Genomic DNA, 20394 nt, shown 5'->3' with positions numbered 1-20394 from the left:
TCTTTTATAACAAATGGGACTGTCTCCGTGAAACAATTTTTATTAAAGTCTGCTGGTTTGATGAGCGCGATACTATTGGCGACGACAGCTTGTGCCCAGCCGAGCGCCACTGATGCTACCAATAATAAAATCAGCTCAAGCGCGCAAACCACGCCAGCCGCTGGCACGGTAAGCCAGTCGGTGGACAAGCGCTTGCGCCAGTTGCTAACGCAAGCAGGGATTAAGACGCAGATAACTTCAATTGAGCCTTCTAAGTTGCCCAATATGTATCAAATCAACCTAGCAGGACAGCTGCCATTGCATATCACTGAGGATGGCCGCTATGTCATCCAAGGCGAGCTACAGAAAAACCCCAGCAAGCGCGTAGTAACCAAAACGCCAGTACGCAGTAATCGTGACCAAATAGGCAAGCCAGTTAGTGCTGCTGTCAAATCATCGTTACTTGCCAATATGAGTGCACTGAAGAATATGAGCGCTAAAACGCCTTTCTTTTATACGGCAGTGCCGGGCGTTATCTGGGGAGCAACGCTAGAAGGAGTGCCTTTCTTGCTATCGGACGATGCGCAATACATCACTGACAGTGAGATATCCGTCATCGAAAACGGTCAGTTTATCGGGCTTGATGAAACGTTTGAAAAACGCAAAAATCAATCAGTATTTGCCGCTTTAGATGAGTCGCAATTGATTACTTACCCAGCCATCAGCGCAGAAAAAGCCATTATCTATGTGGCTACCGATGTCAATTGCCCTTATTGCCGTAAGCTACATCAACAATTTCCTATGCTCAATACTAAAGGCGTCACAGTAAAAACCATCGCTTATCCGATATACGAGCAGTCACCTGCGCAAATGCGTGGTATCTGGTGTCAAGCTGATGAGAACAGCCGCCGCAAAGCCCTTAATAAAGCCATGCTGAGTGGAAAAATGACGCCAGCCGCTGCCAGCTGTAATGTTGATTATGTGACGCCCAATCGCGAAAAAGCGGCGGGACTGGCAGTCATAGCCACGCCTGCTATTTACCGTGAGGACGGCGTACTTTACCAAGCGAGCTTTGAGAGTCCTGAATTTCTAGAGTTTTTGGGCATTAAATAACCTTTGGGCATTAAATAACTTATCGTCTGTCCACTATAAAATATAGTAAAAATATCCTAAAAAAGCGACGATATTGCTGATATCAATTTTTTGTAGCCTCTGTCTGTGTATGTCTGCGTAGACACAGCAAGCAAGAAAAAGTGATATCAGCAGTGCGTGATGGTTCGATATTACTTTTCACTGACTATAATGCTTTTCAAATGACCTTTTTCATAAGTTACCTTCCTTAAAAAACGCATACCAAAGGCGACGACCTTCACTATTGAAATGCCTGACGGTATCAAAAAACTGTTGCCGTGCGCGCTCATTGACCAGCGGTGCAGGCAGCAATGGATCAAAAATCACACTGCGGATACCAGCATCACCGAGCATATAGACTTCACGTAAGGCAGTATCACGCGGTAGTGTATCTTTAGCAGCCGACCAGTCATGCAACCGTTGCGAGATTTCTTTATAGCTTGCTTCCAGCTGCATATCGGACCAGAGTGACAATGCTTTGTCCTGTCGAACACAATCAAAGGCGCTGGCTTTAAAGACGGCAGCCTCCTCTCCTAAGCCAAGATCTAACAGTCGCGCGCGTACGATTTCGACGCCGCCCGATAGATTGTTGGGGCGCAGATAGAGACCAGTATCCAGCTCGCGGAAGCCTAACAAAGAAAGCGCGCGAGCACAGGCGCGCAGCACTTTGCGGTCGCTACGCGGTAGGCCGCCCGTGGTAACAGCGATCCATGAGTTGTCCCATTCTGTCACGCGCTGATCAGCCGTCGACCATGCCGCTACATCAGCACCCAGTTTTTGCCCTTCAGCACCCAAGCGATAAATAGCAGCATCGACTGCTTCGACCAGCCCAGCTTGCGCCAGCCGCGCCATGGTCACGCGCACGCTATTTTCGGTCATATCAAATAGCGCACCCGCACGAACGGCCTCAGCAGCCGTCAAAGTTTCCTCGTCCGCTACAGTCAGTAGTCGCAAAAGGAGAAGACGCGGCGTTGGCCAAAAAGTATTACTATTTTTGACAATATTTGATTTCATATGTAATATTAACATTGTACTATGGAAGGTACAAGCCAAAGCGATCTACCAAATAAGGATGTTGTCGATGATGAACCAATTCAATACACATGAGGTGTGCAATCAGCCGGTTGCGCTAGAAAATTATAATGCATGGCAGACAGACATAGCCTTGATGGAAGCGGTTGCTCGCGAGGGCGGATCATGGGCGCAGGATCATCTGAGTGCATTTGGCGCTCGTACTGGTGGCGATTTGATTGATAGTGGTTTTGCTGCCAATGAAAATCCTCCTAAACTTTGCAGTTTTGACCGCTATGGTCATCGGATAGATGAGGTCGAGTTTCATCCTGCCTATCATGAGCTGATGGCAGCTGGGATGGAATACGGCATGAGTAGCTTTGCTTGGCGCCATGAAAGTCGTGAAGGGGCCCATGTGGCACGGGCGGCGGTGATGTATCTTGGCTCGCAGGCAGATGCTGGCTTTGGTTGCCCGATGTCGATGACTTATGCAGCGATTCCTGCGCTACGCCATGCACCAGCTCTGGCAGAAAAATGGTTGCCCAAGCTGTTATCAGCACAATATGATCCACGTAGCCTGCCGATGGAACAAAAGACGGGCTGTACTATCGGTATGGGCATGACTGAAAAGCAAGGCGGCTCAGACTTACGGCGCAATACCACCAAAGCACTTCGTCAAAAGGATGGAAGCTATGAGATCATCGGTCACAAGTGGTTTTTTTCAGCGCCGATGTGTGACGCGCATTTGGTATTGGCACAGACCGAAGGTGGTCTTAGTTGTTTCTTAGTACCGCGATTTTTGCCCGATGGTACGTGCAACGCGGTTCGGATACAGCGATTAAAAGATAAGCTGGGCGATTGGTCCAATGCCTCATCTGAGGTCGAGTTTCATGGCGCGTTCGGTGAATTGGTTGGTATAGAAGGGCGCGGCATCGTTACAATTTTAGAGATGGTAGCGTTAACCCGTTTGGATTGTATGATTGGCTCTTCAGCGCAGATGCGCCAAGCTGTTGTGCAAGCGATTCATCATACCAGCCAGCGCGAGGCTTTTGGCAAACTGCTGGTCGATCAGCCTTTGATGCGCAATGTATTGGCTGATTTGGCGTTGGAGTCAGAAGCCGCCATCGCTCTGACCATGCGCGTGGCTCGCGCGGTTGAAATGAGCGGCAAAGATCTGCATGAGACTGCGCTGGCACGCATTGCGACCGCCATTGGTAAGTACTGGATATGCAAGCGTGCACCCGTATTGATCAATGAAGCGCAGGAGTGTCTAGGCGGTATCGGCTATGTAGAAGAGAACATTTTGCCACGCCTTTATCGGCAAGCGCCATTGAACTCTATCTGGGAGGGCAGTGGCAATGTGCAGTGCCTTGACGTACTGCGCGCTTTGCGCAAAGAGCCAGAAACGCGCGAAGCCTTATTCGCTGAATTGCAAAATGCTGCTGGCAAGAATGCGCATTATGATGCCGAACTTAAATGCTTGGCGGCACGTTTCGAGGATCTTGAGACGCTTGAGTTCCGAAGTCGCTATGTGATTGAGCGCTTGGCATTGATGCTACAGGCGTCGATTTTTCTGCTGGGAGATCATACAGACATCGCGACGGAATTTTGCCGCTCGCGTATTGCAGGTGAGCACGGGCTGACCTTTGGCACCTTGAGCCCCGATGCGCCAGTGGCGCAATTAATTGAACGTGCTGCGGGCGCAACCACAGCAGTGCTATAGATTATCCAGCTAGGGTGGCGTTGTGTATGGCGATTGTGAGAACTTTAAGATAGCTCGTAGTATAAATACCAGCGTCACTTTTTTACGGTGTATCTTTTGTATGCTGGGCAAGTAAGGCAATGTGCTCGACGCCAATCCCGCAGCAGCCACCGATGATATCCGCGCCAGATGCTTGCCAAAGTGTGGCCCATTTTAGGTAATGCTCAGGTGTGGTGTCTGTGCGTATTTGGCGCAATTGAGCGTTGGCTTGCTTATGGACTTGCTTGGAAGCAAAGGCATTGGCGTAGACACCAAGTTGTTGCGTGCCTCCTGCTTCGTTGACAATGGCTTTGGCGACCTGCAGTGCTGAATCCATGACCTCAGGTTGACTACAGTTGAACAGTATTGCCGCCACATCCAAAGCCATCATGGTGCGAACGGCCTCTGCTACTGTTTCGCCAGAGCGTAGCGTGGGTGTATTTACTGGGTTTGCTTCGCTGCTGTTATCAGTGATGTCTAGCTGACTGTCGTCTAGCGTAAAGGCAATCCAAATAGGTTTTGGCGTCGCCTCGTTTTCATTCTCTGTAAAGTCGGTAATCAACTGCTGCCATGTTGTCGCTTCTATAATGCTGCTTTGGGTTTCCACCAGCCAAATATCCACATAAGCTATTTGCGCGGCTAATAATGGACGGGCTATCACTGGTGCTTGCTTTGGGTCGAATAAATCGGGTCGATAAGAGCCAAACAATGGCGGCAAACAACCAGCGATTTTTACAGGGGCTATTATAGGGGCAGCACTGGCAATAGAGGTTATGCTAATAAGCTTTTTGCTTTCTTGTACAGCTTCAAAAGCGAGCTTGGCGGCCGTTTCTATCAGCTGTTCGCCATCACTAAAGAATTTAGCGCCTAAATGGTAAGGGGTCACCGCGTAGCTATTGACCGTGATGACAGTAGCACCAGATTTTATATAATCTAAATGAATATCACGAACGCTCTTTGGTGCCAAACTCAATGCCAGCGCCGACCATTCAGGCTGCCGAAAAGGCGCACCGCGCCGTTCAAGCTCACGTCCCATTCCACCATCTAACAACGTGATTGGAGGACGAGCGTCAGATTGAGCGCGAATGCCCTGAGGTCTTATTTGAGTTGGCATGACAATCTCACTTCTAAGATAGTGCAATAGTAAATTAGGCGTATTAAGGCAACACGATATCAACGATTTTCCAATGAATCAGACCGTCGCGCTGCATCTCTATCGTGAGCGGGTAGCCTTTTACTTGACCGCTAATAGTGAAGCAATTAATACCGCAATAGCTCAATGTCGGCTTGTCGCTGTCTGATCCTTGTGCCGCCTGCTGCTCGAGTTCCGCTGCTTGTTTTTTCATGATTTGCTGCATCTGGTTTTGAACCACTGCATTGACATCGCCGCGCTGAATGATTAAGTTTTGAATCAGGTTTTTGAGGTCGACTTGATTGCTCGCGATAGCCCATGCAGCGGCCAGCTCTTTGGTCGCGCTATTGGCTTGACCTTGAGTATTGATGACTTTTTCGATGTTTTGCGGGGTGATGGCACCAGCGACTGCCTGCGTGATAAAGCCATTGGCTGCGTCAGTTAACGGCGCACCGCCCAGCTCAGCAACCAATGGATATTGAGTCATGGTATTGGCAAATTGATCGGTCAATTGAGTTTCGATACTTGGACGCAGCTGCTCATAATCAATGGCGGCAGCGATAGCGGCACCGTCTTTGGCATCGTAAGCGTTTTTGAGCTGATAAGCACTATAATAAGGTGAGCCCGCATAGATGGTCACAGCAATTATGATCAATAAAACCAGCAGTTTTTTCATAAAAATTCTTACCTTATCGCAAACTTAATCGGCATCAATATGGCGCTAAATATTAGCACGACTTAACCTTGGGCGGGTATAAAAAGCTTTGTCCATTTACTACCAAAATCTTTTTTGATCTGACCAAACCTAGCGAGTCGGTAATTTCATGAGGTCAAAGCTTGATAAATTACTCAGCTATCTCCATAAATAGCGCAAACTTTTAATAATTGATTTGGCTAAGCAGCATCCCGCCGTATTCGCTTATAAGATTCATACCATTATTGCTTCCATTCGCTCGTGTTCTGCTATGTTTCATGTGAAACCTAACAGAACAATCGAGTACAGAAACAAGGCGATAGTTGATTTGGTTTGGTGAATCGACCAGCAGGCGGCACTGTAAAGACGATAGGAGAGCCCATGAGTAAGCGCGATTTTTATGAAGTATTAGGTGTCAATAAAACCGCTGATAGTAAGGAAGTGAAACGAGCTTACCGCAAGCTGGCGATGAAATATCATCCAGACCGCAACTCTGATGATCCTGATGCCGAAGACAAGTTTAAAGAAGCGTCGATGGCTTATGAAGTGCTTAGCGATGAAAGCAAGCGCTCTGCTTACGATCGCATGGGGCATTCAGCCTTTGAAAATGGCATGGGCGGCGCTGGCGGTGCTGGTGGCGGCAACTTCCAAGACATCTTTGGCGATATCTTTGGCAACTTTGGCGATATCTTTGGTCAATCACGTGGCGGCGGCGGTGGACGTTCACGTCGCGGCTCAGACTTGCGTTATGTCATAGAGCTGACCCTAGAAGAAGCGGTACGCGGCTGTAAAAAAGAAATCAGCTTTACCGCGCCTGCACCTTGCGATACTTGCGATGGTAAGGGAGCAAAAAATGCCTCTGATGTCGTGACTTGCCAGATGTGTCATGGTCAAGGTCAAGTTCGTATGCAGCAAGGATTCTTTGCCGTTCAGCAAGCTTGCCCACAGTGTGGCGGCTCTGGAAAACAGATTAGAAACCCTTGTTCTGACTGTCATGGTAATGGCGTCAAAGACAAATCACGCACGCTAGAAGTGTCTATCCCAGCAGGCGTTGATGATGGTGATCGCGTCCGTTTATCGGGCGAAGGTGAAGCTGGCGGCGCAGGCGTGCAAAATGGCGATCTATACGTTGAAGTACGCGTCAAACCGCATAATGTCTTTACCCGCCAAGGTGCCGATCTCTATATGGACGTGCCAGTGAGCATTACCGATGCGGCATTGGGTAAAGAAGTTGAGATTCCAACCCTAGATGGCAAAGTCAAAATCAAGGTCGCAGAAGGGACGCAAAGTGGTAAATTATTACGTGTCCGTGGCAGAGGTGTGACGCCAGTACGTACGACCATGAAAGGTGATTTGATCTGCCGTGTGGTCATCGAGACGCCAGTTAATCTGACTCGCGAGCAAAAAGACTTGTTACGTCAATTCCAAGATACGCTCGACGGTGATAGCAAGCATCAGCAGTCACCGCATAAAAAATCATTCTTCAAAAAGATTGGTGACTTATTCGATTAACTGAGTTGTTTTAATCACTCGTTTGGTTGAATGACTAGATACAAAACCCCCAGTGTTTCACATGAAACACTGGGGGTTTTTATTGGAAGTATAAAAAACCACTCAGGTGGTGATATTTGCTAAACTTACGACAAATAGCATTCAAAACCTTTCTTATTAATATAGAGCTTTTAGGGTAAAAATATGAGCCAACAGATAACAGCGCAAGAAAATACAAATAAACAAGCCATCAGAGTCGGTGTCATCGGTGCTGGTGGTCGTATGGGGCGTATGCTCATCGAAGCCGTACAAGATAACACGCAAACCACGCTTAACGCCGCGATTGAACGCCAAGGATCTAGCCTTGTGGGTGCAGATGCTGGCGAAGTCGCTGCTATCGGACGTTTAGAGGTGCAAATTGTCGATGACTTAAAAACGGTCATTAATGACATCGATGTGCTGATTGATTTTAGCTTGCCTGATGCCACTGAACAAAATATGCAGATTTGCGCGGCTAACGGTGTGGCGATGGTCATCGGCACCACTGGCTTCAATGAGCAACAAGAGCAAGTATTGGCAACGGCAAGTGAAAAAATTGCCATCGTCTATGCTGGTAATTATTCAACAGGCGTTAATCTGTCATTAAAGTTGCTCGGCATGGCGGCAAAAGCATTTGGCAATGATGCAGATGTAGAAGTCATTGAAGCGCATCATAAGCATAAAATCGATGCACCATCGGGTACGGCTTACATGATGGCAGAAGCGGTCGCAGAAGCACGTGGACAAAACTTAAAAGACGTTGCTGTCTATGGTCGTGAAGGACAAACAGGCGAGCGCGAAGCAGGCACTATTGGTATTCATGCCATTCGCGGTGGTGAAATCATTGGTGATCATACCGTGATGTTTATTGCTGACGGTGAAGTCGTCGAGATTACCCATCGCGCGCGCGCACGGATGACCTTTGCAGCTGGTGCTGTACGTGCCGCAACTTGGGTTATTCAGCAAAAAGTCGGGCAATATAATATGCAAGATGTTTTGGGTCTAAATGACTAAAATTTGAATGATTAATGTTTGAGTGATTATAGCTTCTTGATTGCTGGTGTGATGGGTGCTGAATAGTGGTGAGGTAGGCGTATGAATAAGGCTAAATTGACTATAAAAGCTAAGCTCAGTAGCGCTTTGACTTCTCTCAAAAGTGTTAGCTACGTACGTCAAACAGCATTTACCCTGACCTTTAGCGTAATCATAGCTATCTTACCAGCCACCGTACAAGCGGCCACTTACCAAACCTACGTCATTCATACCTATGGTGGCGATGCATTGTTGCCATCAGTTCGTCAGCAGCTAAATACCAGTCGCGATGGTGGCACAGTTGCAACCTATCAGGATAAGCTGGTACTCCGCACGACTGCTGCTAATTATCAGGCAATACAGCAGCTATTGAGCCAAATTGACCGCCAACCACAAGCGTTAACGGTCGCTGTGCGTGTGGGAAATAATAGCAGTACCCAAGGTAGCATCCAGCAAGGGCAGGTTATTATCACCAATCGAGGTATCCAAGGCGCAGGCATGATTAACCAGCGCAACAGTCAGCAGCAAACAAATAATTTATATCAAGTGCAAACGCTGTCAGGCAGTGCCGCGAGTATCAGCACAGGCACGCTCTATGCGCTGACTCAGACTTATACGTACCCAACTTATAATCGCCCGTCGGGACAGATTATTATTCAGCAGCAAGTATTATTGCCAACGACGCAAGGTATTGCCGTTACGCCAAGGCTGCTTGCCAATGGTCAAGTCGAAGTGCAGTTATCACAAGTTGAAGAGAGGCTCGTGCGCTCTAATGCGTCTTATAATAAAAATAGTCATCAAGCCACTCAAGGTCAGCGCTTAGATAGTACCCTTATCGTGCCACGTGGACAGTGGGTGACTATCGGTCAGATTTCACAGAATAGCCAAACTCAACGCTCAACTTATGCAAGTAATCGCGCTATGAATAATACTAACAGCACACCAATCTGGATAATGGTGCAGTAGCATTGCATGGATTAATATTGTTTTTGGCATAAAAAAGCGCGGCACTGCGAATCACAGTACCGCGCTTTTTTTAAATAATACTGACGAAATGCTAGTCAATATAAATCACTTCTAACGGTGGAAAACCATTGAACTCAACAGATGAATACGAGTTAGTATAAGCACCAGTGGTTAACCAAAAGATTTTATCACCAATCTCCAGCTCTTCTGGCAACTGATAGCCTGCTTCTTCATACATAATATCAGTCGAATCACAAGTTGGACCGGCTAACACGACCGTACCTTCGCTGGTTGACGTTTCCATCTTAGGCGTATAAACCGGATACTTGATCGCTTCACCCAAGGTTTCAATTAAGCCTTGGAATAAGCCCACATCGGTGTATACCCAACGCGTCAAGTCGGTGTTCGATTTACGCGAAATAAGCACCACATCGCTGACCAGCACCCCTGAACCACCAACCAATGAACGACCTGGTTCTAGGATAATCTCTGGCATGTCTTCGTCATTATAGTCATCCGTCAAATAACGAGTGATTTCTTCAGCATAGACTTTTACCGGATTGACTTCGCTGATATAGTTGGCTGGAAAGCCGCCACCTAGGTTAATCATTTGTAGCTTAATATCTTCTTCGTTTTTCATCCAGTCAAACATATATTTGACCTTGGCTAAGGCATCATCCCAAGCGGCAACGTCTTTTTGTTGGCTACCCACATGGAACGAGATGCCATAAGGCACCAGGCCCAAATCACGGGCTTGAATCAACAGCTCAATCGCCATATTCGGATGACAACCAAACTTGCGTGATAATGGCCATTCAGCGGTCTCAGAGCCTTGTACTAAGATACGCACAAATATCTTTGAACCAGGGGCATGCTTAGCAATATTTTTTAAATCGGCTTCTGAGTCAGTCGCATATAAATCAATGCCTTTCTCAAATGCATATTTGACATGTTCTGCTTTTTTGATGGTGTTTCCGTAAGAAATACGCGATGGTTCAACGCCGCAGTCAAGGACACGGTCAAGCTCATAAATGGACGCACAATCAAAGTTTGAACCAAGCTCGGCCAGTAAATTAATGACCTCAACTGCAGGGCTGGCTTTCATCGCATAATGCAACTTGGCATTCGGGAAAAAACCAACCATTTCATGATATTTGGTTTTAATACGGCTAAGGTCCACCACTAAAAATGGGGTTTCGCGACCTTCGGCAGCTTTGGTGAATTTCTGCCAGCCGGCAGGGTCAAAATATTGGTCAATTTTGATCATGGTCATGGTAGGAAACCTCTAATAAAAACAATATGTGGTGGATAATAAAAAATAGCGTCGCTTTAGAATGGTCGAGCAAAAAAGCCCCAAACGCTCTAAAGACAGGTTGTATCAAGCATTGGTGGTTTGCGGCTGTTTTTCAGCGGATTGCTCGCCCTGTTTTTCACGTATTTTGAGCACTTTACGAACTTTGTCACGCGCTCGAGTTTGTTTGAGACGTGATAAATAATCGACGAATATGACCCCATTCAGATGATCCATTTCATGCTGAATACAGACGGCAAGTAAGCCTTCTACTTCTTCATCGATTTTTTCACCATTCTCATCTAAGGCTTCAATACGCACTTTGTTTGGGCGCTCAACACTGTCATAGACTTCAGGTACAGACAAACAACCCTCTTCGTACGGTTGCTTTTCTTCCACCAATGGCGTGACTTTCGGGTTAACAAAAACCTTAGGAGCATTTTTGTCTTCTGACAAATCGATAACGATGAGCTGAATATGACGATCTACTTGACTGGCAGCCAAACCAATACCTTGGGCATCATACATGGTCTCAATCATATCAGCGATTAAGGTTTTTATTTCAGCAGTGACTTCCTTGACAGGCTTTGCAAGGGTGCGTAAGCGCGGGTCTGGATAGCTTAAGATAGGGAGTAATGCCATACGGCTCACCTCAATAATAAATATAAAATAGTGGAGCTATTATAAGATAAATGGGGACAAAAGTAATGCTTATCAATGCCACCTGTTGATATCGCTGTGTTTATGTCGCTATGAATAAGCGCAATACAGCCAGACAATAAAAAAGGTCTCGCTTATCGCCAGACCTTTTTTTGTCAATCGTATATCACATTAAACGTGATTAGATACGACGCTTGCTCATAATCATCTCATAGATGAACAGCAAGATTATGGCACCAATTACTGAGAATATTAGACCAGTAAAACCACCGTCAGCATTTATGCCGATTAGTCCGGCCAAGAAGCCACCTACTAAAGCACCAACAATACCCAATACAATGGTCATTATCCAACCCATAGGGTCGCTACCTGGCTTGATAGCTCGTGCCAATAAACCTGCGACCAAACCTACAATAATCATCCAAATAAAGCTCATATCATTCTCCTAAATTTATTATCAATTATATGTTATTTATTAATTCGTTTATTAATTTCGATAACTACATTGTAGGGACTGTCTAGAACTAAAGGTAAGCGCGAAATGTTACCAGTGTATGAGCTGTGTGAGGAAAACCCTCGATTTGCTAAGATACACGTAGGATAAGTAAATGAAAGGTTAAGAAGGTAGCGAAGTCGCAAACGCAACTCATGGCTTATGAGTTATGGCTATTGCAAATGCTGAGACATTCCAAAATAATAAAAAAGTCTGATAATAAAAAAGCGTTGCTCATTGATAATAAGCAACGCTCTTATTCAAGACTAAATCTTTACTGGCTAGGGCGTGTCATCAATTAGCACATTGATACATTTTACATAGCCTTTTTACGTTGCTTTGTTATGTAGCGCAGTTAATAAGCGTTGATGAATACCTTCAAAACCACCATTAGACATAATCACAATGGCATCACCAGCTGTTGCATGCGTGTCGATATGTTCGATAATGGCATCGACACTAGAGAGCACTTGTTGGTTACTCATAGTAGAGTTTGTAGCAGTGGCCTGATCAATGACGTCTTTTAGACCCCATTCTAGTCCTGTCGGCTCATACCACAGTGTATAGTCGGCGAGGGCAGCAGACTCAGCCAAGCTGTCTTGATGAATGCCCATTTTCATGGTGTTACTACGTGGCTCAATGATGGCCCAAATACGTCTGTTCGCCAGTTTCTTTTTGGCACCATCTAACGTAGTGGTAATGGCAGTGGGGTGATGGGCGAAATCGTCAAAGACTAAGATGTCATTTACCTCACCGATCAGCTCCATGCGACGTTTAATACCAGCAAAGGCAGACAATGCAGCGCAAGCCGTTTTGACACACACACCAACATTATAAGCTGCCGCAACAGCCACCAGCGCATTATTCACGTTATGAATACCGCTCATCGACCAATCGACGACTCCCGTGGCGTTTTTATCAGCAGCGTCAGCCACAAAACTTACGCTAAACTGACCACCATCTTCGCTGATAAGCTCAGCCTGCCACTCGCTGCTATTGTCTAAATTATCATCTTCTACACTGGTAGCGTTTGCTGCTGAACCGAGCACGGTGGTTCGCCAAACGGGTGTCCAAACGCCTTTTGCCAACGTATCCTCTAAGCTGGCAGTCGCCGTGGGCATAATGATTTTACCAGTGCTCGGAATCATGCGCACCATATGATGAAATTGTGTCTGAATAGCATTGAGATCTGCGAAGATATCAGCATGGTCAAATTCAAGGTTATTTAAAATAGCCGTACGCGGGCGGTAATGAACGAACTTTGAACGCTTATCAAAAAATGCAGAGTCATACTCATCTGCTTCAATGACAAAATAGCCAGTATTTGCCGAATCGTCATTATCAATTTTGTCAGCACCCAAATAACTGCTGTGAGCGAAGACCTGCTGTAAACGCTCATCAGTGGTATCGACAAGTGGCACACCGCCGATTAAAAATCCAGTGTCGATGCCTGCATAATGTAATATCCAAGCGAGCATGGTCGTCGTCGTGGTTTTACCGTGAGTACCGGCAACAGCTATCACATGACGCGATTGCAATACCTGCTCAGATAAAAACTGCGGCCCTGAAGTATAGCGTAGACCTGTGTCCAGCATATACTCGATGACATCCATGCCGCGCTTCATGGCATTACCAACGACGACCAAATCTGGCGCTGGTTGCAAATGCGCCACCAGATAGCCTTGCTCAATGGTCACGCCCGCGTTTTCAAGTTGGGTGGACATCGGCGGATAGACATTGGCATCTGAGCCTGTGACCGTATGTCCAAGCTCGCGCGCCAACAAGGCCAACGAGCCCATAAAAGTACCACAAATACCAAGAATATGAATATGCATAGACGTTCCGTGCGAGCTTAAATGAAGAGAATAAAAATACAGTATTATCCCAAAAGTTACCGATATCAACCGTGGCTTTTTAGGGCATACTTAACCTAAATGTCGCTATTACTGGTTATATTACTGTAGCAAGAACTAAAAGTAATCACCAACCAATCAGGAGGGCAGACAAGGGCTTATTGTAAAGTAAACACTGTTGGATGACCAATAAAAAACGCCTGATAGATAGGCGTCATTCAACGGATGGTTTGGCTTATTTAGCATCATTGGATACCGCGATATTAGGGTGTGTTTGATCCTTCGACGATGGTATTAAAAGCGCCTGTTTATGGCTGTTCAACATGCCCTAAATATTTTGTCCCACTGCTTTTTTATTTGCGTGACAGCGTGTAGTCGTTGTCAGGTTTTTTATACTCATCTATCATCACCAAGTGGTTGTCTTGGATATGGTAAGTTTCGATATTCTTGCTTTCATAAACAATCGTAATCGTATCATTGTCTTGTCTATAGATACCCGACTCAAGCAGTGGCTGGCGCGGCGGCTCAGCATTGTTATAGAGGCTCTTTTTTAGTACTGAGCCATCAGCAAACAAGTTCAAAGTAATGTCGATATTATCGCAAGACGAGCAAGGAACCATACCACCATAATCGCCCATCAATGTAGCTTGTAGCGCACTATCGTTATTTGACTCTGAAATCATCGGTGCGCTACGTGCATGCGTGTCATCAGTGGGCTGTGCGGCGCTAATAAGGGATTGTCCAGTATCTGCATTAGCCAGCGCATCAGCGTTCGCTTGCCCATTGTCTTGCGAGTCATCGGCGACCCCTTGCAGGTCAGAGCGCTCCGCATTATCGACGGGGGCAACTTTAGTGCTCACCCCTTTATTAGTCGTAGACGAAGAACTGTCGCAACCGAGAAGTAGCAAACAGATGGGCACCGCTAACAGCAGTCGACCAGAGCGTTTTATGGTTTTAGAAGTAGTAAAGAAAATAGACGTAAGATATATCATGGCATACCAAAAACAGTTTTTAATATAGATTCTAGAAACGTTACGAGTATTGTCAGTTAAGATCGATTTGGCGATGTCATCAGAGACAAAAGCGGACAAGCTTACCGAGACTAAATCAGCATTAGGCGCTGATAGTATGCGTTTATCGGTTGGTATCGATCAATAATAGGGTTAAGCTTATTGGACATGGTGCTTATTAGGCAATAGCTGGCAGTTAATGACAGGATAGCCAAAGCATATCCTTATGCCAACTGAGCACATAAGCTGTCATACAATATCAAAGCATCACAGATGCCTATGTGGACTTTTTGTTATCAAGCGGTATGATAAAGAGGATAAGTGGGATGAAGGGGCAGTGAACAAGGGCGTTTAGAATTAGTAATGACGATAAGGAAAGAATAAAAAAAATGGCAAACCTCTATATCTAGAGAGTTGCCATTTTATGAAAAGATAAAGGGTTACCGTTTTATTGAACCGTCAACTGCTTCAGTTATCATTAAGCACGACGAACAGCTGCGGTAGGGCGGATGATACGCCACAATATCAGTACGTGTACGATTAATAGAATACTAAAAAGAATCAGTGATTGCTCAGGAATACTTAAGCCCATAAGTGTCCAGTCGACAGAGGCGCATTCGCCAGAGCCTGCAAAAACCTCTTTAAACACTTGCAGAATAGGAAGGGTGTCCATCCAATAGTTCAGACCTGGACCACACGAAGGGACTTGATCGGCAGGTAGATGTTGTAACCAAACATGACGCGCAGCAACAGCACTCGCCCAGCCAATACCTGCTAAGCTACCAAGCCATAATATGAGTCTTACCACTTTAGATTTTGGATTAAACAGTGCTGATATTAAGGCAAAACCGCCCATTACTATGAGGCCAACACGTTGAAAAATACAAAGTGGGCAAGGTGATAGACCCAGATGGCGCTGTAAATAGAACAGCGCAAAACTCATTCCTATCACTGCCATTAATACTAAAAATACTTGCAAGTTACGATAAGTGGTTAGCTGTTGCATTGGTCGAATACTCTTATAATATAATCAATAAAACACTATCAATAATAAAAACGATGGACAATAACAAAGGTTAATTAGCGGTACTGTTGTAGGAAGTCCATAAAGTCTTCTGTTTCAGCCACTTCAATCTCTGCTTGCTGTAGTATTGATTTTTCAGCCAATACTTCATATTTGGCTTGGGTATTGGGGCTAAGGGTTTGCTGCAATAGAGAGTCACGATGTTGCTGCGCTAGGGTAAAGCCTAGCTGCCATAAACTGCCTAGACGTTTGCTATCAGAGTTTACTTGCGCCGATATGGTCGACTCAGAATGTCCCGCTTTGCCTTGCATCAACGCCACCGCCGCACGGTAATCATTGCCACCATAATGCGCATCGAGTAGGGCTGCTAGTGGTTGCATACGACCTAAGTGCATCAGCATCCAGCTTTCTAGTGACTGCTCCGCACCATTGTTAATGATGTGCAAATTGTCACGGCGACCTTCATTGACCACGCGCTCAAGATTGATGGCCAAAGCTTCTTCCTCTTCAGGCATCAATTCAGGCGAATCATTCAGTAAGCAGTACAGCGCCATTACTTCTAAGAAACAAGCACTAGATAGACGGATACCGATATCGCTATACGGATCAAGATCGATAGCGCGGAACTCGACGTAAGCAATCCCGCGACGCTCAAGTGCCTCGGTAGGGGTCTCGCCACTCATCGCAATTTGTTTAGGACGTATCGGGCTATAGTATTCATTTTCTATTTGCAGAATATGATTATTAATCTGGATAGGATTGCCATCAGCGTCATTTAAACCAAGCTTCTCAAAGCTCTCATGTGGCGTTTGAATCGCACGGCGCAGTCCAGCGACATATTCTGGTAGATAGTTATAGCGGATATCGAGGTGTTCCTGCACACTATTGGTATAGCCAAGCTTGCCCATACGTAGGCTAGTGGCGGCAGGCTTATAATAGGTTGAATCGTTCAGCAGCTCCAAATCGTGCTCGCGCCCTGATATAAAGCAAGGACACACACTTGGACTGGCACCTAACAAATAAAGAACAAGACTGGTTAAGCGCTTGAAGTTGCGAATAAGCCCTAAATATTTCTCGTTCTTGAAATCTGTCAACGTTTGGGTTGGGGTGGCGGGTGCTTTCACTTGCCACGCTTCAAACAGACCATCACCGAAAGATAAGTTGTAATGTAGACCAGCGATGGTCTGCATGCGGCGGCCATAACGGATGCCTAGACCACTGCGATATAGGGTTTTCAGCTTACCAGTGTTAGAGCTACCATAATTCGCCAATGGGATATCTTCATCTTTGGACGACAGCATACATGGCATAGATAGTGGCCACATCAGCTCACCCTCAGGCATACCCTGATACACCAATACGTGCAGCTGACGCAGCATGTTTAGCGTCTCTTTTGGGGTGGCTTTTGGGTCGGTGATGAGCTCAAGCAAGCTCTCTGAATAATCAGTAGTGATAAACGGATGGGTGAGTTTTGAGCCCAATTTGGCTGGATGCGGTGTCTGTGCCAAAAAACCATCAGGCTTAACGCGTAAGCCCTCTTTTTCGATACCACGGAGCATACCCGTTAAATGCTGAGTATCAAACCAATTGGGGATTTCAAAGCTAACAAAGCTAGGCACAAAATTACTCATAATAGTCATCTATTGTTATTTGTTATGGCGGCTCAAAACACGACTGGTGTATGACCATCAAAGAGGTGGGTATTTAGGTTGATAATGACGTCAGTTTAGCTCAAAGCGGCCCTGAAAACCACGGACAATTACAAATACAATAAGCTTTAGGCGAAGTGATTTGTCTGGATTTCGGCACTTTTTTTTGGGCAAACTGGTCAAGAATACAGCTTTGTTATTACTATTATGTCTTTATAAAAAAAGCATCTACCCGAGAGATAGATGCTTCGACTGTCATGTTTTGGGCTATTTAACATAGTGCTACAGTCTATTCAGATTAAATAGAGAATGACGACCCACAGCCGCAAGTCGTGGTTGCATTTGGATTGGTCACGACAAAGCGTGCGCCTTCTAATCCTTCGGTATAGTCAACGGTAGAGCCTTGCAGATACTGATAACTCAGCGAATCGACAACCAAGGTCACATCGTCATTGTCAAAGTTGGCATCATCTTCATTCAACTCATTGGCGAAATTAAAGCCATAAGAAAAACCTGAGCAGCCACCGCCAGTCACATAGACGCGTAGCATAAGATCGCTATCACCTTCTTCTTCACGTAGGCGACGTACTTTTTGTGCGGCACTATCAGTTAGGCTTAATATCGTTGGATCTACTGGCTGGCTTGAGCTTGGGCTAAATTGGTTGGCTGATTCGTTCATATCTACCTCAGTTGCTAGGATCAAATGCGGTCGTCGTCCTGTTTGGGTTTGCAACTGACATCGTTGCAAATAAAGATACGCGCGGCGTTTGATTCGATTGGGTGCTGTCGTTATGGCAAAGTCGTTGCAATATTATAAGGTTGGTATTTGGGCTACTACTATTCGGGCTACTACTATATTAATAGTCTGCTGGCATTAATCTTTTGGCAGTATATCATAATGGGGGTGACGATTCGTTTGTCAAGAGTGACAGTCGTCAACGTGGGTTTTATGACAGGCTTTTTTAGCATAATAACTGATTGGTTTTGAAATAGTTATTTAATCGTTTGCCTATAAGGCAAGCGTTTGAAATAATAGCCGCCAGTCAGCATGCCAGATGTGTGTTTTTCTTATTGCCTTATATTTTATATTACTGTTGAGATGAAGAAATTATATGATCGAATTTAAAGACGTTGGTGTTCGCCGTGATGGTCGTGAATTGTTTGCAGGTGCAAGCTTCCAGCTCCATCCGGGCCACAAAGTTGGCTTAACGGGCAATAACGGCACTGGTAAATCGACCTTGTTTGCTTTACTGCTGACTCGAATGGGCACTGGCGATACCGAGGTCACACTTGATAGGGGCGAAGTGAGCATCCCTGATAGCTGGCATGTGGCACATATGGCACAGGAAGTTGGTGCAAGTAGCCAGTCTGCGATTGATTATGTATTGAGCGGTGATGAGCAGTGGTATGAGATTAATGCCTCTTTGAATGATTTGAGCAGCGTTAGTGATGAGCAGATTGGGGTGTTGCATCAGCAGTTCGACGAAATTGATGGGTATCGCACACCGACCAAAGCCGCGCAAATCATGGCAGGTCTTGGCTTTAATACGAGCCAGCATGAGCTACCAGTAGAAGGGTTTTCGGGTGGCTGGCGCATGCGTTTGAACCTTGCCAAAACCTTGATGAGCCGTGCTGATCTTATGTTACTCGATGAGCCAACCAACCATTTGGATTTGGATGCGATTCTGTGGCTAGAAACGTGGATCAATGCGTTTACCGGTCTAGTGATCGTCATCTCGCATGACCAAGCATTTTTGGATGCGACGGTTGGTCATATTCTTCATGTAGAACAACAAAAAATTACCCTTTATACGGGTAACTATCAGCAGTTTATTCGTACCCGTCATGAGCGTATGGCGCAGCAGCAGCAAGCATTTGAAAAACAAGAAGCAACTAAGGCGCATTTGGATGATTTTATTCGTCGTTTCCGTGCCAAAGCCAGTAAAGCCAAGCAAGCGCAGAGCCGTATCAAGCAACTTGAGCGTATGGCTGAGCTGTCACCAATGATGGCGGACAACCCGTTCTCGTTCCGCTTCTACGAGCCAGCAAATATGAGCTCACCGCTGATTGAGTTGACCAAAGCAGATATTGGTTATAGTGACGTACCACTGCTGCATAATGCCAATGTGCAGGTGACGCCGGATACGCGCCTCGGCTTGCTAGGCATGAATGGCGCAGGTAAATCAACACTTATCAAGGCATTGGTCGGCGAGCTTGGCGTATTAACAGGAACGTATCGTGTCTCTGATACCCTTAAACTTGGCTATTTTAACCAGCATCAAATGGATATTCTTGATGCAAAGGCAACCCCAATAGAAATGCTGCGTCGTCTAGCAGGCAAAACGTCTGATGCGATGCTACGTTCGTTTTTGGGTAGTTTTGACTTCCGTGGAGAGCGCATTGATACCCCAAGTGAATTATTCTCTGGTGGCGAGCGTGCGCGTTTGACGCTAGCACTAATTGTTTGGCAACGTCCGAACGTCCTCGTCCTTGATGAGCCAACCAACCATCTAGACTTACAGATGCGTCAAGCGTTGACCATTGCCTTACAAGGCTTTGAAGGGGCAGTGGTACTGGTTTCGCATGATCGCGAATTGATTGCGAATGTCTGTGATGATCTGTTTTTGGTACATGATGGTATTATCGAAGAGTTTGATGGTGACATCAGCGACTATGGCAAGTGGCTGGCAGAAAAGCGTAAACAAGAGAATGCACCAGATAAAAACACTGGCAAGAAAAAAAGCAAAAAAGAGAGTAAGAAGTTTGTTTCACGTGAAACAGATAATAGTCAAATCAGCAATAAAGCGTCTAATGCACCCTCAAAAAACAAAGCCGCTGAGCCTACGCTTAGTAAAGAAGAGCAGCGGAAACTGGCCGCCGAACAACGTAAGTTGACTGCACCAATTCGCCGTGAAATTGAAAATACAGAAAAGGCACTGGCTAAAATTGATGCGCAGTTAATTGCTCTAGAAGAAAAACTGGCCAACACGGATCTCTATGAAGACAGCCGAAAGTCTGATTTGTTGGTGTTGCTCAATGAGCAAACCGCGCTACAGCAGCAGCACAGCGACCATGAAGAAAAGCTATTGCTAGCGATGACCACGCTAGAGGAAATGGAAGCAAATGCTCGTTAAGCAATATGGTTAGCACAATTAACAGCTTATTGTATGGTCGCTAATTGATAAAATCAGACATAAA

Annotated in this window: 17 protein-coding genes; 6 read left to right on the top strand and 11 right to left on the bottom strand. The window is 45.8% G+C overall.

Annotation, left to right across the window (positions count from 1 at the left end):
• The first annotated feature begins 27 nt into the window (after positions 1-27).
• Entirely contained in the window at positions 28-1092 is a 1065-nt protein-coding gene (locus IE130_RS07065; RefSeq protein ID WP_189583773.1) for a disulfide isomerase DsbC N-terminal domain-containing protein, read from the top strand.
• A 210-nt stretch (positions 1093-1302) separates the two neighbouring features.
• Here the strand turns inward: IE130_RS07065 and IE130_RS07060 are convergent, their stop codons facing one another.
• The gene (locus tag IE130_RS07060) at positions 1303-2124 is read right to left on the bottom strand and encodes a PaaX family transcriptional regulator (protein WP_189583770.1); all 822 of its coding nucleotides are present in this window, start codon (positions 2122-2124) and stop codon (positions 1303-1305) included.
• A gap of 67 nt (positions 2125-2191) precedes the next feature.
• On the opposite strand from IE130_RS07060, the gene IE130_RS07055 reads away from it, so the two are divergent.
• Positions 2192-3844, top strand: coding sequence for an isovaleryl-CoA dehydrogenase (locus IE130_RS07055; RefSeq protein ID WP_189583767.1), 1653 nt, complete (start codon positions 2192-2194; stop codon positions 3842-3844).
• An 82-nt stretch (positions 3845-3926) separates the two neighbouring features.
• Here IE130_RS07055 and IE130_RS07050 read toward each other — a convergent pair whose 3' ends face one another.
• Positions 3927-4976 carry a homocysteine S-methyltransferase family protein gene (locus IE130_RS07050; protein WP_189583764.1) on the bottom strand — a complete coding sequence of 350 codons (1050 nt, stop codon included), beginning with the start codon at positions 4974-4976 and terminating at the stop codon, positions 3927-3929.
• Positions 4977-5019: 43 nt separating this feature from the next.
• Positions 5020-5670 (bottom strand): DUF2939 domain-containing protein, encoded by a 651-nt coding sequence (locus tag IE130_RS07045; RefSeq protein ID WP_189583761.1) that lies wholly within the window; start codon positions 5668-5670, stop codon positions 5020-5022.
• A 399-nt stretch (positions 5671-6069) separates the two neighbouring features.
• Between IE130_RS07045 and dnaJ the strand changes: the two genes are divergently transcribed.
• The 3 genes from dnaJ to IE130_RS07030 all read left to right on the top strand — a co-directional run bounded on the left by dnaJ (position 6070) and on the right by IE130_RS07030 (position 9216).
• Positions 6070-7200 (top strand): molecular chaperone DnaJ, encoded by a 1131-nt coding sequence (dnaJ, locus tag IE130_RS07040; protein ID WP_189583758.1) that lies wholly within the window; start codon positions 6070-6072, stop codon positions 7198-7200.
• Between the two features lie 183 nt (positions 7201-7383).
• The gene (gene dapB, locus IE130_RS07035) at positions 7384-8232 is read left to right on the top strand and encodes a 4-hydroxy-tetrahydrodipicolinate reductase (RefSeq protein ID WP_189583755.1); all 849 of its coding nucleotides are present in this window, start codon (positions 7384-7386) and stop codon (positions 8230-8232) included.
• 81 nt (positions 8233-8313) lie between these two features.
• Complete coding sequence (locus tag IE130_RS07030; RefSeq protein ID WP_189583752.1) at positions 8314-9216, top strand: secretin GspD/PilQ domain-containing protein; 903 nt, start codon at positions 8314-8316, stop codon at positions 9214-9216.
• Positions 9217-9307: 91 nt separating this feature from the next.
• On the opposite strand, the gene IE130_RS07025 is transcribed toward IE130_RS07030, so the two are convergent.
• The 8 genes from IE130_RS07025 to erpA all read right to left on the bottom strand — a co-directional run bounded on the left by IE130_RS07025 (position 9308) and on the right by erpA (position 17875).
• Positions 9308-10483: a type III PLP-dependent enzyme gene (locus IE130_RS07025; protein ID WP_010197659.1), complete on the bottom strand. Its 1176-nt coding sequence runs from the start codon at positions 10481-10483 to the stop codon at positions 9308-9310.
• Positions 10484-10594: 111 nt separating this feature from the next.
• Positions 10595-11149, bottom strand: a complete 555-nt coding sequence (gene def, locus IE130_RS07020; RefSeq protein ID WP_189583749.1) for a peptide deformylase — start codon at positions 11147-11149, stop codon at positions 10595-10597.
• 199 nt (positions 11150-11348) lie between these two features.
• Positions 11349-11603, bottom strand: coding sequence for a GlsB/YeaQ/YmgE family stress response membrane protein (locus tag IE130_RS07015; protein WP_010197661.1), 255 nt, complete (start codon positions 11601-11603; stop codon positions 11349-11351).
• Between the two features lie 386 nt (positions 11604-11989).
• The gene (mpl, locus tag IE130_RS07010) at positions 11990-13495 is read right to left on the bottom strand and encodes a UDP-N-acetylmuramate:L-alanyl-gamma-D-glutamyl-meso-diaminopimelate ligase (protein WP_189583746.1); all 1506 of its coding nucleotides are present in this window, start codon (positions 13493-13495) and stop codon (positions 11990-11992) included.
• A 371-nt stretch (positions 13496-13866) separates the two neighbouring features.
• Positions 13867-14505, bottom strand: coding sequence for a copper resistance protein NlpE N-terminal domain-containing protein (locus tag IE130_RS07005; protein WP_189583743.1), 639 nt, complete (start codon positions 14503-14505; stop codon positions 13867-13869).
• Positions 14506-15001: 496 nt separating this feature from the next.
• Entirely contained in the window at positions 15002-15529 is a 528-nt protein-coding gene (locus tag IE130_RS07000; RefSeq protein ID WP_189583741.1) for a disulfide bond formation protein B, read from the bottom strand.
• Between the two features lie 74 nt (positions 15530-15603).
• Entirely contained in the window at positions 15604-17187 is a 1584-nt protein-coding gene (gene gshA, locus IE130_RS06995; protein WP_444544482.1) for a glutamate--cysteine ligase, read from the bottom strand.
• Positions 17188-17494: 307 nt separating this feature from the next.
• Positions 17495-17875 (bottom strand): iron-sulfur cluster insertion protein ErpA, encoded by a 381-nt coding sequence (erpA, locus tag IE130_RS06990; protein ID WP_227669969.1) that lies wholly within the window; start codon positions 17873-17875, stop codon positions 17495-17497.
• Positions 17876-18308: 433 nt separating this feature from the next.
• Between erpA and IE130_RS06985 the strand changes: the two genes are divergently transcribed.
• Positions 18309-20330: an ABC-F family ATP-binding cassette domain-containing protein gene (locus IE130_RS06985; protein WP_189583734.1), complete on the top strand. Its 2022-nt coding sequence runs from the start codon at positions 18309-18311 to the stop codon at positions 20328-20330.
• Positions 20331-20394 lie beyond the last annotated feature (64 nt).

Origin of the sequence: Psychrobacter glaciei, assembly GCF_014652895.1 — a bacterium.
In the GTDB taxonomy this organism is placed as follows: Bacteria; Pseudomonadota; Gammaproteobacteria; order Pseudomonadales; family Moraxellaceae; genus Psychrobacter; species Psychrobacter glaciei.
This window is presented reverse-complemented; position numbering and strand designations above follow the sequence as displayed.

Coding starts and splice junctions, on each gene's coding strand:
- IE130_RS07060 (WP_189583770.1), bottom strand. CDS start 2,124: ATGAAATCAAATATTGTCAAAAATAGTAATACTTTTTGGCCAACGCCG.
- IE130_RS07055 (WP_189583767.1), top strand. CDS start 2,192: ATGATGAACCAATTCAATACACATGAGGTGTGCAATCAGCCGGTTGCG.
- IE130_RS07050 (WP_189583764.1), bottom strand. CDS start 4,976: ATGCCAACTCAAATAAGACCTCAGGGCATTCGCGCTCAATCTGACGCT.
- IE130_RS07045 (WP_189583761.1), bottom strand. CDS start 5,670: ATGAAAAAACTGCTGGTTTTATTGATCATAATTGCTGTGACCATCTAT.
- dnaJ (WP_189583758.1), top strand. CDS start 6,070: ATGAGTAAGCGCGATTTTTATGAAGTATTAGGTGTCAATAAAACCGCT.
- dapB (WP_189583755.1), top strand. CDS start 7,384: ATGAGCCAACAGATAACAGCGCAAGAAAATACAAATAAACAAGCCATC.
- IE130_RS07030 (WP_189583752.1), top strand. CDS start 8,314: ATGAATAAGGCTAAATTGACTATAAAAGCTAAGCTCAGTAGCGCTTTG.
- IE130_RS07025 (WP_010197659.1), bottom strand. CDS start 10,483: ATGATCAAAATTGACCAATATTTTGACCCTGCCGGCTGGCAGAAATTC.
- def (WP_189583749.1), bottom strand. CDS start 11,149: ATGGCATTACTCCCTATCTTAAGCTATCCAGACCCGCGCTTACGCACC.
- IE130_RS07015 (WP_010197661.1), bottom strand. CDS start 11,603: ATGAGCTTTATTTGGATGATTATTGTAGGTTTGGTCGCAGGTTTATTG.
- mpl (WP_189583746.1), bottom strand. CDS start 13,495: ATGCATATTCATATTCTTGGTATTTGTGGTACTTTTATGGGCTCGTTG.
- IE130_RS07005 (WP_189583743.1), bottom strand. CDS start 14,505: ATGATATATCTTACGTCTATTTTCTTTACTACTTCTAAAACCATAAAA.
- IE130_RS07000 (WP_189583741.1), bottom strand. CDS start 15,529: ATGCAACAGCTAACCACTTATCGTAACTTGCAAGTATTTTTAGTATTA.
- gshA (WP_444544482.1), bottom strand. CDS start 17,187: ATGACTATTATGAGTAATTTTGTGCCTAGCTTTGTTAGCTTTGAAATC.
- erpA (WP_227669969.1), bottom strand. CDS start 17,875: ATGAACGAATCAGCCAACCAATTTAGCCCAAGCTCAAGCCAGCCAGTA.
- IE130_RS06985 (WP_189583734.1), top strand. CDS start 18,309: ATGATCGAATTTAAAGACGTTGGTGTTCGCCGTGATGGTCGTGAATTG.